Source organism: Kribbella monticola (genome assembly GCF_003261635.1).
Taxonomy (GTDB): domain Bacteria; phylum Actinomycetota; class Actinomycetes; order Propionibacteriales; family Kribbellaceae; genus Kribbella; species Kribbella monticola.
The window spans coordinates 141,018-154,270 of sequence record NZ_QFXK01000030.1 but is presented as its reverse complement, the minus strand read 5'-3'; the positions used below and the strand labels follow the sequence as shown (position 1 = coordinate 154,270).

Here is a 13,253-nt window from a genome sequence, read left to right as displayed (position 1 = left end):
GCTCCCACTCCGAACGCTCCCACCCACCCAGCCCGCCGCTCCTCCGTCGCAGCTCGTGCCCGCGCGCGGGTTGCCTTCTAGCGTCCGCAACGACGGCCGACACCCGGTTCGCCGTCGCGATGGTGCTCGGCTGCGGTCCGCCTCCTCTCGGAAGCACGTGCGCCGGTCCGGGTAGGCGGACAAGTGCATCAGCCCCCAGTTGGAGTTAAGACGCTGCCTGTTCGTCCAGGAGCGGTCCAAGTTCGTCCGGGCCAACCAACCGGATCTTCCGCTCAGATGCCCACGTCCGGCGGCGTTCGTCCAGAACGTCTGGACGGACCAGTAGAACGCCCTGTGTGATGTGGCCGCGGTCGATCGCCTCGACCAGGCGGTTCGCGCGGTCGACGAAGGCAGCCATCTGGGGACGCTGAAGCCAAGAGGCAACCTCGATGCCGATGACCATCCCGTTCGGGAGTTGAACGACGACATCAGGTGTGCCGTTGGACTCTTCTCTCAGGCTCCCGCGCCTCATGGCGACTACTCGAGCCGTAATCTCCAGGAACTGTTCCTCTAGTTGTCGCAGCTTCCGGAGCAGGTCACTGAAGAGACTTGTGACAATCAAGGCACCACTGGCCTCGAGCTCTGCCCCATAGCGTTGGATCGACGTACTACTTGTGTAGTAGAAGACCGGCAACCGGTTGTATGTGGGGTGCTGCCCTAAATCCCGTAGCAGTTGAACACCACCAGGTGGCTGCCCCGACTTGTCGTAGTCACGACCAACGTCGCTGATGACCGCATCGATCTCCAAGTTCGCAAGGAGCGCGAATGCCTCCTCGTTCGTCTTCGCCGTAATCACATCGAGAATCTGGCGGAGGCTCTCCAGCTCATAGCTGTTGTTTTCAGGATGATCATCGACCCAGAGCACTCGCCGCAGCGTCCTTGGCTTGTCGTCGGGAAGATCAACTCTGGATTCGGGCGTCGTAGCGACCGGCTGGGCATCGGCGCCGGTAGTAACTCTTGCCGCAACCTCGCCGAACAGCTGTGAAATCGCGTCCTGCTGCTGTCGGAGGACCCCGAGGATTTCTTTCAGGCTAACGGCGGCATCTTGCCACTCGGCCTTCGCGCCGCCCACCTCCAACGCCTTTAAACGCGAAACGAACGGAGCGATCAGAGCGACGGCCAACAGAGCTACACTCGTCGAGTCGACCTGAGGCGCCTGGTCTTCGAGGAAGGTGTGAACGATCAGGCCTGCCCAAGCCAGCAGGACGACCACCAAGACCGCGGCGCGAGTAACTTTTCCGACCTTGAGTTCGTCGACTTGGCCCTGCTCCAACTTCCGAAGCGCCTCGTCCGCTCGGTCGAGGGCGTTCGAAAGGGAATTGTTCTGAGATGAGTCGGAATCCTCCCCCTCTTTCATACTCTGGACGATAGCTACCACATTTCGAGCCGTCTTCAGTTCGGCGACAGGAAGTTTGCTCGAATTGGGCCCGTGACGGTTAAGAGGTGTGGCGTAGTAGGGCGGGGCCGACGGTGGGCCAGGTTCGGCGGGGTAGGCCGGTGCCGGTGTGGGTGAGAGTTAGGAGGGTGGCGTTGGGGATTTCGGCGGCCAGGGCGACTGCGTTGGCGTGGGGGAAGAAAGGGTCCTCGTCTCCGTGGATCACCAGGGTTGGGGCGGTGATCTCTGCGAGGCGTTCGCGCCAGCGAGGTTGGCAGTCGATGGCGGCGAACGTGGTGCCGAGGTGGCTTGCGCGCTGGGCCGTCGGAGTTGGTGCGGCTCGGTCGAAGATCGCCCCGGCGGTTGCCCGGGCGTCCTGTTCGTTGAATCCTCGCGAGCCGGACAGTAGACGCGTGGATTCCGTCATGTAGTCGACGACGCTGTTGCGATCGGTCCAGTCCGGCTGGGGACGTCCGAAGACCTGCGCCATGACCTCCGGCGCGTGGTCGGGTAGGTCGGGATCGACTGGGCCGGGGGCGACCGGGCGGGTGGAGATCAGCGTCAGCGAGGCGACCTGGTCGGGGTGGTCGAGGGCGAGGAGTTGGGCGACGAAGCCGCCGACGCCCATACCGACGACGTGGGTGGGGCTGCGTTCCAGCGCCGTCAGTAGCTCGGAGGCGTCCGTCACCAGGTCGCGCAGGTCGTAATCGGGTGCCTCGGGGTCGGCGTACGTCGACTGGCCGGTGTCGCGGAGGTCGTAGCGCACGACGTGGCGGCCGCTTAGTGACGCGCAAAGCTCGTCAGGCCAGGTCAGCATGCTGATGCCGATCAGCAGCACCGGCGGATCCGCGGGGTTCCCGAAGGTCTCCACGCGCAGTTCGACACCGTTGACCTTGATCTGCATTTCCTGTTCCTTCCGATCGATCACACCGTACGAAACTCGTCAGCTTCTTTGTTCTTACGACGAACGGGTCAGGCCAAAGCAGACAGTCGTAGTAGCGGGCGGTAGGAGGCGAGCCGTAGCCGGGGGCGGGTGGGGGTGGGTGGGAGCGGTCTGGAGCGGGACTGACGGAGGAACGAGCGCCGGAAGGGCGCGCGGGGAGATACCTGAGCAAGTGATCAGGAATCGAGAAGCGGGGTGGGGTGGGGGTGGATAGCGTGAGGGGTGTCGAGGGGGTCTCGGCGTACGGATGAAGAGAGCTAGGAGTGGTGATGAGCGGGACTGAGGGTATTAAGACGGTGTTGCACCCGGTGACGGATCTGGGCAAGGCGAAGGCTTTGTACGGCGCGTTGCTCGGGGCTGAGCCGTCGGCCGATTCGGAGTACTACGTGGGGTTCGATGTGGAGGGGCAGCACATCGGGCTGGTGCCGGGGAGCGACGAGGCGGGGCCGGTGTCGTACTGGCATGTTGCGGATATCGACGCCAAGCTGGCGGAGGTGACCGCGGCCGGTGGGACGGTCAAGCAGGAGCCGCGGAACGTGGGCGGGACCCGGCGGGTGGCGACTTTCACCGATCCGGACGGGAATGTCCTGGGCCTGCTGCAGGATTAGGATCGCGGTCCGGACGACAGATGGGGAGAAGATGAGCAAGTCGCCTGAGCATGTTGCCGACAGCCACGATCTGATCCGTGTGCACGGGGCACGCGTGAACAATCTGAAGGATGTCAGCCTGGAGATCCCGAAGCGCCGGCTGACGGTGTTCACCGGGGTCTCCGGCTCGGGCAAGAGCTCGCTGGTGTTCAGTACGATCGCGGCCGAGTCGCAGCGGATGATCAACGAGACGTACAGCGCGTTCGTGCAGGGGTTCATGCCGACGCTGGCCCGGCCCGACGTCGACGTACTGGAGGGTCTGACCACCGCGATCATCGTCGACCAGGAGCGGATGGGCGCCGACCCGCGCTCCACGGTCGGTACGGCGACGGACGCGAACGCGATGCTGCGGATCCTGTTCAGCCGGCTCGGCAAGCCGCACATCGGGTCGCCGCAGGCGTTCTCGTTCAACGTGGCGTCGATCTCGGGCGCCGGCGCGGTCACCATCGAGAGCGGCGGCCGGACGACGAAGGAGCGGCGCAGCTTCAGCATTCTCGGCGGCATGTGCTCGCGGTGCGAGGGCCGGGGCGCGGTGAACGACATCGACCTCACCGAGCTGTACGACGACAACAAGTCGCTCAGCGAGGGTGCGCTGAAGATCCCGGGTTACAGCATGGACGGCTGGTACGGCCGGATCTTCGGCGGGTCCGGCTTCTTCGACATGGACAAGCCGATCAAGAAGTTCACCAAGCGGCAGCTCAACGACCTGCTCTACAAGGAGCCGACCAAGATCAAGGTCGACGGCATCAACCTCACCTACGAGGGTCTGGTGCCGAGACTCCAGAAGTCGATGCTGTCCAAGGACGTCGACTCGCTGCAGCCGCACATCCGCGCCTTCGTGGAGCGTGCGGTCACCTTCACCACCTGCCCCGAGTGCGACGGCACCCGGCTCAGCAAGGAAGCGCGCTCCTCGAAGATCAACGGGATGAACATCGCCGATCTGTGCGCACTGCAGATCAGCGATCTGGCCGAGTGGGTCCGTGGGCTCGAGGAGCCGTCGGTGGCTCCGCTGCTGGAGGCGCTGAGCGAGACCCTCGACTCGTTCGTGGACATCGGCCTGGGATACCTGAGTCTCGATCGCCCGGCGGGCACGCTGTCCGGTGGTGAGGCGCAGCGCACCAAGATGATCCGGCACCTCGGTTCGAGTCTCACCGACGTCACCTATGTCTTCGACGAGCCGACGATCGGCTTGCACCCCCACGACATCCAGCGGATGAACGAGTTGCTGCTCCGGCTGCGCGACAAGGGCAACACCGTGCTGGTCGTGGAGCACAAGCCGGAGACGATCGCGATCGGCGACCACGTCGTCGACCTCGGACCGCTGGCCGGCAGCAAGGGCGGCGAGATCGTCTTCGAGGGCAGCTTCGACGACCTGCGCAAGAGCGACACCATCACCGGTCGCCACCTCGACGACCGGGCGGCGTTGAGGGAGAAGGTCCGTACGCCGACCGGCGTACTCGAGGTGCGCGGCGCGAACACCCACAACCTGCAGGACGTAGACGTCGACATCCCGCTGGGCGTTCTGGTCGTCGTGACCGGTGTGGCCGGTTCGGGCAAGAGCTCGCTGATCCGCGGCTCGGTGTCGGGCCGAGAAGGCGTGGTCTCGGTCGACCAGGCGGCGATCCGGGGTTCGCGGCGGAGCAACCCGGCGACGTACACCGGGCTGCTCGAGCCGATCCGCAAGGCGTTCGCGAAAGAGAACGGCGTGAAGCCGGCGCTGTTCAGCGCCAACTCCGAGGGCGCCTGCCCGAACTGCAACGGCGCTGGCGTGATCTACACCGACCTCGGGATGATCGCCGGGGTCGCGGTGACCTGCGAGGTGTGCGAGGGCAAACGGTTCCAGGCGGCCGTGCTGGAGTACAAGTTCGGTGGCAAGGACATCAGCGAGGTGCTGACGATGCCGGTCGCGGAGGCCGAGGCGTTCTTCGGCGACGGCGAGGCGAAGCTGCCGGCCGCGCACAAGATCCTCGACCGGCTGGTCGACGTCGGGCTCGGATACCTGACGCTCGGGCAGCCGCTGACCACGCTGTCCGGTGGTGAGCGGCAGCGGATCAAGCTGGCCACCCACCTCGGCGAGCAGGGCGGTGTCTACATCCTCGACGAGCCGACCACCGGTCTGCACCTGGCCGACGTCGAGAACCTGCTCGGCCTGCTCGACCGGCTGGTCGACTCCGGCAAGTCGGTGATCGTCATCGAGCACCACCAGGCGGTGATGGCGCATGCCGACTGGATCATCGACCTGGGCCCCGGCGCCGGCCACGACGGCGGCCGGATCGTCTTCGAGGGTGCCCCGGCCGACCTGGTCGCAGCCCGCTCCACCCTCACCGGCGAGCACCTGGCGGCGTACCTCAAGGGCTGACCGGCTCCGCACCCTCAACTGCCGAGGGCGCGGACCTCCCTCGGCAGTTGAGCGCGACCCCACGGATCTCATTCCTGGGGTGAGGTAGATGAGCGTTCAAGGTCATGCCGTGGGCGATAGTCAACGCTCGGTGATGGGTGGGATCGTGGAGGGGACGCCGGGGGTATGTCGGGGGGAACCGATTCCGTGGGGGCGCGGAAGCGGAGGACAGGGGCTCGACAACTGGGCGTCCGGAGAGTGGTCGCGGATGGTGTAGTACGGCGGAGGTCCTGGGAGGGCGCCTCAGCCGGCAGTGAGAGGTATCCAGTAGAACGGGCTCAATCTGGTGGTGAGCTCGATAGGTGGAGAAGTCCCGCATCATCCGCGACCGCCGCTCTCGTTCCGGGGGCGGCGGTTTTCGTGTACGAACGGCCCCTGCCGGTGAGACAGTCGTCGGGTGAAGCCTCCCGTCGAGATCGCCTGTGACGAGTCCGGGTACGAGGGCGAGAAGCTGATCGGCGGGGTGACGGACGTGTTCGCGCACGCCGCCGTGGCGCTCGACGAGGAGACCGCGGCACGCTGCATCAAGGAGCTCCGCGAGCGCATTCGCTCGCCTGCCACGGAGTACAAGGCGAACCATGTACTGCGGTCCAAGCATCGCCCGGTGCTGATCTGGCTGCTCGGCTCGTCGGGGCCGTTGTTCGGTCAGGCCCAGGTGCAGCTGGTCGACAAGGCATTCTTCCTCGTCTCCAGACTCGTCGGTTTCCTCACCGACACCGACGCCGACGGTACCTTGGCCGCCAGGCTGTACGCCGCGGGCCGTCGTACGGGCGGACCCGCGTGGAGCGACTTCCTCGCGACGGCGAACAACCTCCTCAGAGCCAAGGATCTCCCCGAGGCGACCACACCGGTCGAGTCGTTCTACCAGGCACTCGGGGCGCTCCCGCTCGACGAGCTGGACGCCTTGAAGAGCTCCCGCCCGTACGCCGACCAGCTGCGCGCCGGGCTCTTCGACGACCCCCGGAGCATCCCGCCGCTGGATCCCCTGATGCCCGCGATCGTGCGCGCGATCGAGTACTGGGGCGAACCCGACCGGACCGTGGCGATCGCCCACGACCGCCAGACCACCCTCTCGCCCGACCGGATCGCCCAGCTGAAGCAGCTGACCGGCAACCTGGCCGAGCTGGAACTGGTCGACTCCTTCTCCCATCCGCGCGTCCAGGTCGCGGATTTCCTGGCCGGCGTCGCCCGCAAGATCGCCTCGGACCAGCTGAAGGGCACCGACGACGCCGAGCTCACCACGCTGCTCCGCCCGTACGTCGACCCGCTCTCGACCTGGTCCGACCCCTCCAGCTGGGATCGCCTCACCTCCTGAACCCGCCCGGCACCGGGATGGGGACTTGGCAACGAAGGGTGACCTCGGCATAGTTCAGGATGGATCTGAACACGAGGGGGTCCGCGGCCGTGGATGCAGACAAACCAGCTCCGCTGCGGGTGGATGCCGAAACTGCCATCATCCTGCGCGAGGCGTATCACAAGATCGAGGCGCTGTACCGAGGCGATCACTACAGCCTCTACAACTACGTGCGCGCGGTGGTCGGCAAGATCGCCCGGGTCGACACCTTCTACGTCGGATTCCTGCAGGGCACCAGCCGGGTGCGGTACCCGTACGGCTACGACTCCGGCAAATACGAGGAGCCGGATACCCATAATTTCGGGCCGAGTGGGCAGACCGCGTGGCTGCTCAAGCACCGGCAGACCTATCGCTTCGCCTATGACAACGGTGCCGTTCTCCAAGCCGGCCACATGTTCGGCGACTCCAAACGGGTGTCGGCCGATGTGGTAACGGTGCCACTTTTCCGCCCAGGTCCATCCGGCGACGGGCAACTGTTCGGCATGATCTCCATGCACAGTTACGAGCCGAACACGTACGACGACAACGTCGTCCGGGCGTTCGAGTGGCTCGCGGGCGTGGTGGCCCGGGTGCTCACCCGCGAGGTGGAGGACCGCGACGCGCTGCGCCGATTGCCCGCGGGCGACGATACTCCGAACCAGCTCACCTCGGATCACGTGATGGAGTACCTCGCGCACCGGATCGGGACACTGCGGGAGATCGCCGGCGAGGCGATGGCGGAGCCGGAGGCGGCGAACCCCGTCGTCCAGGGGTACCTGAACCGGCTCGTCCAGGCCGCCGAGCAGATCCAGTCCGAGTTGATCGAGATGATGCTCGAAACGGATCTGGGGCCCGAGCAGCGGTACGCGAGTCTCACCAAGGCCCAGCAAGGCGTAGCGGTGCTGCTCGTCGACGGTCTGGACAACGATCAGCTCGCGGCCGAGCTCGGGATCAGCCTCAATACGGTGAAGACGCACCTGAGCGCGATCCTCAAGAAATACCAGATGACGACCCGCGCCCAGGTCGCCGACGACATCCGCAAATACCTGGCCCGCTAGCCGGTACGCCGTACGCCCAGCCGGCCGGTGCGCTCATCCAGCCGCCCGGTACGCCGGTCCGCCGGTCCGCCGGTCCGCCGCGTGCTCGCCGGCCTCAGGCGTTGAGGTGCTCGCGGAGCCAGGGTTCGGCGATCGGCAAGATCTTGTCGGCGTGCATGGCTTGCATGTGGTCCAGGTCGGGTAGCAGGGCGACGGTCCAGCCGAGTTCCTCGAGTCTCGACCGGTTCTTCTCCACCGCTTCGCCGATGGCGACGTAGGCGTTGCGCCAGCGTTCGCCGTACTGGATGTTGTCGGCGCTGCCGGCGATGCAGAGCCGTGGGCAACTGAGGTGCGACTGGGCAGCGTGATCGTCGAAGGTCCGCAGGGATTGGTAGAGGGTGAGGAACTGCTGCGCCTGAGCCTTGCTCATGGCAACTTCTGTCGAATCCCAGTCGCCCGGCTCGACGGGTTGATCCGATACCGGGCCGCCGGCCAGCTCGTACGTCGCCTCGGTGACCTGCAGCATCGCGTCGTACGGGCCGTCCAGGGGTGGGAAGCCGCCCATCACCAAGGCGGTCAGGCGATCCGTGCGGAGAGCGAGTTGGAGTCCGGCGAGCCCGAGCCAGCTGTAACCGTAGTACGCGAAGGTCGACGCTTCGGCCGCGTCGGCGACGGCCAGGAAGTCGGCGACGAGGTTGTCGGGGGTGAGAGTGGTCGGCTTCGGATGGGCCTGGAGTTGTGCCTCGTAGTCGAAGGCGATGACCCGGAAGTGCTCGCCGAAACCCTGGGTCAGCGAGTGACCCAAGGCCGGATCCGCGCCCCACGCTCGCAGCTGATCGGTCTCGGGCCCCTCGACGGCCGGAGCCGGATTGACCGGCAGCAGCAACGACGGCGCGCCGGCCGGTCCGTACGTCGTGAACTCGATGGTGCTGCCGTCGTGCAGGATTGCCGTCACGAAGTACTCCTTACGTTGTATAGTGTTTCACACGGTAACACTTTACGTCGTAAGGAGAAAAGTGGAGGACGCGGTCCGGACGCTCGAACTGCTCTGGGGCAAGGCGCCGGCACCCCGGCGCGGCCCGAATCAGACGCTCACTGTCGACCAACTCGTCACGACCGCGATCGGCATCGCCGACAGTGCCGGCCTCAAGGGTGTGACGATGCGTGCCGTCGGCAACGAGGTGGGCCGGACGGCGATGTCTCTCTACACGTACGTGCCGGGGCGCGAGGTGCTGATCACGGTGATGCACGATCACGTTCACGCCGAGGTGCCCGCGCCCCGGAAGGTCGCGGACTGGCGGAAGGCCGTCACGGCGTGGTGTGTGGGGCTGCGCGACATGTACGTTCGCCACCCCTGGGTGTTGGAGGTATCGCAGGCGCGGCCTGGTTTCGGGCCGCATGAGCAGGATGTGCTCGAGGGGTTGCTGCGATTGCTTGCGCGCGCGGAGGTGCCGCTCGCCGTACGGCCGACCGTGACGAGCGCGCTCTACAGCATCGTCCGCGAGGCGGCGAAGCGGAAGGTCGAGGCGCTGGCGGAATCGGCGCAGAGTGCGGAGTGGTGGGCAGAGCGAGGCAAGGCGCTCCAGGCGGTCGCCCCAGACTTCGCCGAGCGCTACCCAGAAAGCACCGCGATCGCCCGCCACCAGTCGACCCAGGGCCCGCAACCATGGATCAAAGCCGCCGAAGACGCCTTCACCGGCGCGATCACACTCCTGCTGGCAAGCCTGGAGTAGGCAGCTCCGCCGGTCGGTCGGGTCTGCTGGGTGCTCGCCTTCGCCAGGGTCAGGCGGGGGCTTCGGGGTGGTCGGTGGGGTCGGTGAGGGTGATGCCCAGGGCGGTGGCCATGGCGGTGGTTACGGCGAGGGTGTCTATGGGGGAGGTGTTGGCGATCTTGGTGCCGGTGAGGCTGGCGATGCCTTTGGTGCCGTCCCAGCGGCAGTCGACGAAGACGGCGCCGGGGGCGCGGACCTGGGAGAACTCGGCGCCGGTGAGGTCGCAGCGGCGGAAGACGGTGCCGGTCAGGTCCGCGGAGACGAAATCGGCGTTCTGCAGGCGGCAGTCGGTGAACTCCACCTTCACGAACTTGGCGAACCGGAACGAGGCGAAGTCGAGCACCGAATCCCGGATCGTCACATGCTGCAGGCTCAGCCCAGGCCCGGCGAACCCGGTCAACCGGGACGACGTCACCGCCAGCCGGGTCCCCGACGCGTCCGACCAGCGGGCGTTGGCCAGATCGCAGTGATCGAGGACGACGTCGACCAGGATCGCCTTCTCGAGGTCCGAACCGCCGAAGTTGCACCGGGTCAGCCGCCCGCCGCTGATCTCCACGTGCTGGGCGACGACGTCGCTGAGATTCTGCTCGTCGAGGGTGACGTCGGTCAGTCGGTCCTCGTCCTCCAACCCGTCCGGTCCCACCTCGTACGCGTCGAGTTGAGCCCGAAGACGGGGTACGGCGATCCGGACAGCGGGTTTGCGAGCGGCCATCCGATCACCGTAGCCGCCGCCACCCCCAAGCCGAGCCGGCGCGGACGGCGTACCAGCCGTCCACCAACCAGCCGGGGTCAGCGGGTGAAGTGTGCGGCCGCACCGAGGATCGCCGAGTGCTCGGTATCGGCCGTCGCCGTCGTAGGGAACGAGAACACCGACTCGACCACATCGAACGCCCCGGAGATCGAACCACCCAGTACTACGCGGCTCGCGCCGAACCGGGTGACCCACGACGCCACCACCTCGGCCAGCACCCCGAAGCAATCCAGCAGCACCTGCCGAGCGACGTCGTCCCCGCCCCGCGCGTGATCGGCGACCTCCTTCACGCCCCAGCCTTGCGGCAGGGAGCCCGCGCGCTCGGAGTACAGGCGCAGGATCGCGCGGGCCGAGATCCAGCCCTCGAGCGGCTTTCCGCGGTACTCCGTGCGGTACAGCTCGCCGCCCGGCGGCACGGTGTCGCCGATCCGGACGACCCGGCCGTCGGCGAGGAAGCCCGAGCCGATCCCGGTCCCGATGGTGACGCCGACGCAGCGCTCCTGACCACGCAGTTCGCCCGCGGTCCACTCGCCGACCGAGAACGCCTCGGCGTCGTTCAGGAACACCACGCGCTCGACTCCGAGCGACTTCCGCAGTGCCGCCCCGAGATCCAGCCCGTAGAGCGCGGCGAACTTGTCCAGCCGATACCCGGCAACCCCGGTCTCGTAGTCGAACGGCCCCGGCAACGCCACCACCAAACCATTTGCCAACGGCAACTGCTTGGCCGCCACCGCGAACGCTTCGACGATCGCCTCGGCCGACCCCTTCGAGTCGAGCGCTGCCCGCCGCACCACCTCGACCTGCCACGACCCCGGCCGCACGGAAGCCGCGGTCACATGACTCCCACCGATCTCCAGCACCGCCACGTCCTTCGACACACGCATCCGCCCATCATCCCCGACGAAGCAGACCGGTTGCCAAGGGCAAGGCAACTCAGACTCGGTAGTGCCCCAGTTCCCGGCCGGCGCTGTCGTAGATCCTGGCCGTCGCCGGTCGGCTGAGATCGGGTACGTCGATCCAGCGATACGCGAAGAAGCCCTTGCGGGTCGTCGCGTCGACCGGCTTGCCGCCGCCGGCGGGGGTCACGGCAACCCGTACCGCGTTGGCGGGCAGCCGGCCCATGAAGACCGTCACGATGTCGGTGCAGGACGGATCGGTTCGGCAGACGGACATCAGCCAGACCGACGACCTGGGCAGCATCACCTGCTGGGTGACGATGGTCGGCTTGCCGGAGAACTCGCTGCAGAAGGCGAGCTGCCCCGCGGAGCGGCGTACGGTGCTGGACCCGTACTTGTCCTTGACGGTCACCATCGACTCCCACTTGTCCGCGCCTTTCGGCGACGGCTGGCCTGCCTCGTCCAAACACCTCGTCGTGGTGGTCGGCGTAGCGCTTGTTGCCTGCCCGGCCGGTGGTGCCGGGAGAACGTTGGGTCCGCTGCCGCCGCCCTGGTTCAGGGCGATCGCCCCGGCGGTCGCTGCGACGGCAACCGCTGCCACCGTGCCTGCGATGGTGACCGCGAAGTGGGAGCGGGCGCGACGGCGACCGGCGGCCAGCAGGTGGTCGAGGTCAGGAACGAAGGCGGTCGGGCGGTCCGTGGCCTCGTCCAGTCGGGTCTTGAGATCCTGGGTCATGTCAGCCTCCATGTCCGGCGAAGTCGCTGAGGGTCGAAGGGGCCAGTTCGGCTCGGAGCCGCTCGAGAGCTCGAGTGGTCTGGCTCTTGACGGTGCCGGGACGGCAACCGAGGGCGGCTGCCGTTTCGTCGACGGAGAGTTCGTCGAAGTACCGGAGTACGACGCACGCGCGTTGCCGGGGCGGCAGCTGAGCGAGTGCCCTGACGATCACCAGCCGGCTCTCGGCCAGAGCGATCCGGTCGTCCGGATCCGCCGTCGCGGTGAAGTACGTCGAACCGCCGACCACCTCCCGGCTGGATCGCGGCCGGAGCCCGTCCAGCGTGGTCGAGACCACCACCTTGCGGGCGTAGGCGCCGATCCCGCCCTTCCGCTGGATCCGCGGCCAGACCCGATAGAGCCTGATCAGTGCTTCCTGGGTCGCGTCCTCGGCTCGCCGCCAGTCGCCGCACAGGAGGTACGCCGTACGGCACAACCGGTCGGCGTGGTGCGTCACGAACTCGACGTACTCGCTCTCCGCGCTGGTCTTCACCCGTCATCCCTTCGTGTTGTCGGGTTATGAACGTGGTGAGGGCGGAATCGGTTGCATGGCCCGGAACTACTCGCGCCTGCCTGATCGTAGAGCTTGTGGAACGATGGACAGCGGCTGTCCGCCCTGACGACGAAGGTGACCGGTTTGCGTGCCGAGACGAGTGCGACTTCCGCTGTCGTGACGCTTGGCGTCGCGGTCGCGGTGGGCGGGCATGTCCTGGTCTCCGGCGCGTCGGTCCCGCTCGCTGTCGTTCCACAGCTTCTCGCGCTCGCAGCCGCGTGCTGGTTGCTCGGTGAGTTCGTCGCCGGGCGTCGGGCGCAGGCGGTCGGAGTGCTGGCTGCGGTGCAGCTCGTCGTCCACCTCACGCTGAACTCGACGCACTCCGAGCCGGTCGCCCAAGCCCACGAAATGCCGATGGACATGGCGATGCCGATGGACATGCCGATGCCTGGGGCAACCGAGTCGCCGGCGCACAGCGCGTTGACCATGACGGCGACCCACCTGCTGGCCTTGCTCGCAGGCATCTTCGTGGTCGGTCGGGCCCACGACTGGGCCGTTCGCGTACTGCGAATCCTCGCGCGCCTGGTCCCCGAGCTCCCGGGCGGCCTGGTCGTCGTACCGGCCGCCCGTCGCCCGCTGACCGCAGTACCGGAGCCGTCGCTGACCCAGCGGTGGCTGAACTCGAACGGATCGCGGCGCGGGCCGCCTGTCGGACACGTGCTCTTCGCCTCGTCCTGACCGGTTCCGGGAAACCCCGCGGACCGGCTGAACTCGTGTGTCCGCGAAAGGTTCCACAG

General features: G+C 67.1%; 13 protein-coding genes. 6 read left to right on the top strand and 7 right to left on the bottom strand.

Annotation, left to right across the window (positions count from 1 at the left end; all coding sequences use genetic code 11):
• Positions 1-205: 205 nt before the first annotated feature.
• Together DIZ26_RS17110 and DIZ26_RS17105 are read right to left on the bottom strand one after the other, a co-directional pair.
• Positions 206-1,396 (bottom strand): response regulator, encoded by a 1,191-nt coding sequence (locus tag DIZ26_RS17110; RefSeq protein WP_112242456.1) that lies wholly within the window; start codon positions 1,394-1,396, stop codon positions 206-208.
• A 79-nt stretch (positions 1,397-1,475) separates the two neighbouring features.
• A complete protein-coding gene (locus tag DIZ26_RS17105) occupies positions 1,476-2,318 on the bottom strand; it encodes an alpha/beta fold hydrolase (RefSeq protein ID WP_112243369.1) in 843 nt (280 codons plus the stop codon).
• Between the two features lie 308 nt (positions 2,319-2,626).
• Between DIZ26_RS17105 and DIZ26_RS17100 the strand changes: the two genes are divergently transcribed.
• From DIZ26_RS17100 to DIZ26_RS17085, 4 genes are all read left to right on the top strand, one after another.
• A complete protein-coding gene (locus tag DIZ26_RS17100) occupies positions 2,627-2,965 on the top strand; it encodes a VOC family protein (protein WP_112242454.1) in 339 nt (112 codons plus the stop codon).
• A gap of 31 nt (positions 2,966-2,996) precedes the next feature.
• Positions 2,997-5,363: an ATP-binding cassette domain-containing protein gene (locus DIZ26_RS17095; protein ID WP_112242452.1), complete on the top strand. Its 2,367-nt coding sequence runs from the start codon at positions 2,997-2,999 to the stop codon at positions 5,361-5,363.
• Positions 5,364-5,799: 436 nt separating this feature from the next.
• Positions 5,800-6,717, top strand: a complete 918-nt coding sequence (locus DIZ26_RS17090) for a DUF3800 domain-containing protein (RefSeq protein ID WP_112242450.1) — start codon at positions 5,800-5,802, stop codon at positions 6,715-6,717.
• A gap of 89 nt (positions 6,718-6,806) precedes the next feature.
• Positions 6,807-7,793 carry a helix-turn-helix transcriptional regulator gene (locus tag DIZ26_RS17085; RefSeq protein WP_112243367.1) on the top strand — a complete coding sequence of 329 codons (987 nt, stop codon included), beginning with the start codon at positions 6,807-6,809 and terminating at the stop codon, positions 7,791-7,793.
• 94 nt (positions 7,794-7,887) lie between these two features.
• On the opposite strand, the gene DIZ26_RS17080 is transcribed toward DIZ26_RS17085, so the two are convergent.
• Positions 7,888-8,727 (bottom strand): alpha/beta fold hydrolase, encoded by an 840-nt coding sequence (locus tag DIZ26_RS17080; RefSeq protein WP_232828407.1) that lies wholly within the window; start codon positions 8,725-8,727, stop codon positions 7,888-7,890.
• 61 nt (positions 8,728-8,788) lie between these two features.
• On the opposite strand from DIZ26_RS17080, the gene DIZ26_RS17075 reads away from it, so the two are divergent.
• Positions 8,789-9,505, top strand: a complete 717-nt coding sequence (locus DIZ26_RS17075) for a TetR/AcrR family transcriptional regulator (protein ID WP_157979743.1) — start codon at positions 8,789-8,791, stop codon at positions 9,503-9,505.
• Between the two features lie 49 nt (positions 9,506-9,554).
• Here DIZ26_RS17075 and DIZ26_RS17070 read toward each other — a convergent pair whose 3' ends face one another.
• The 4 genes from DIZ26_RS17070 to DIZ26_RS17055 form a co-directional block, all read right to left on the bottom strand.
• Positions 9,555-10,256, bottom strand: a complete 702-nt coding sequence (locus DIZ26_RS17070) for a pentapeptide repeat-containing protein (RefSeq protein WP_112242448.1) — start codon at positions 10,254-10,256, stop codon at positions 9,555-9,557.
• A gap of 77 nt (positions 10,257-10,333) precedes the next feature.
• Complete coding sequence (locus tag DIZ26_RS17065; RefSeq protein ID WP_232828406.1) at positions 10,334-11,179, bottom strand: ROK family protein; 846 nt, start codon at positions 11,177-11,179, stop codon at positions 10,334-10,336.
• A 49-nt stretch (positions 11,180-11,228) separates the two neighbouring features.
• A complete protein-coding gene (locus DIZ26_RS17060) occupies positions 11,229-11,927 on the bottom strand; it encodes a hypothetical protein (protein ID WP_112242447.1) in 699 nt (232 codons plus the stop codon).
• 1 nt (position 11,928) lies between these two features.
• The gene (locus DIZ26_RS17055) at positions 11,929-12,456 is read right to left on the bottom strand and encodes a SigE family RNA polymerase sigma factor (protein ID WP_112242445.1); all 528 of its coding nucleotides are present in this window, start codon (positions 12,454-12,456) and stop codon (positions 11,929-11,931) included.
• Between the two features lie 144 nt (positions 12,457-12,600).
• Between DIZ26_RS17055 and DIZ26_RS17050 the strand changes: the two genes are divergently transcribed.
• Positions 12,601-13,194: a hypothetical protein gene (locus DIZ26_RS17050; protein ID WP_157979742.1), complete on the top strand. Its 594-nt coding sequence runs from the start codon at positions 12,601-12,603 to the stop codon at positions 13,192-13,194.
• Positions 13,195-13,253 lie beyond the last annotated feature (59 nt).

Coding starts and splice junctions, on each gene's coding strand:
- DIZ26_RS17105 (WP_112243369.1), bottom strand. CDS start 2,318: ATGCAGATCAAGGTCAACGGTGTCGAACTGCGCGTGGAGACCTTCGGG.
- DIZ26_RS17060 (WP_112242447.1), bottom strand. CDS start 11,927: ATGACCCAGGATCTCAAGACCCGACTGGACGAGGCCACGGACCGCCCG.
- DIZ26_RS17100 (WP_112242454.1), top strand. CDS start 2,627: ATGAGCGGGACTGAGGGTATTAAGACGGTGTTGCACCCGGTGACGGAT.
- DIZ26_RS17065 (WP_232828406.1), bottom strand. CDS start 11,179: ATGCGTGTGTCGAAGGACGTGGCGGTGCTGGAGATCGGTGGGAGTCAT.
- DIZ26_RS17110 (WP_112242456.1), bottom strand. CDS start 1,396: ATGAAAGAGGGGGAGGATTCCGACTCATCTCAGAACAATTCCCTTTCG.
- DIZ26_RS17070 (WP_112242448.1), bottom strand. CDS start 10,256: ATGGCCGCTCGCAAACCCGCTGTCCGGATCGCCGTACCCCGTCTTCGG.
- DIZ26_RS17095 (WP_112242452.1), top strand. CDS start 2,997: ATGAGCAAGTCGCCTGAGCATGTTGCCGACAGCCACGATCTGATCCGT.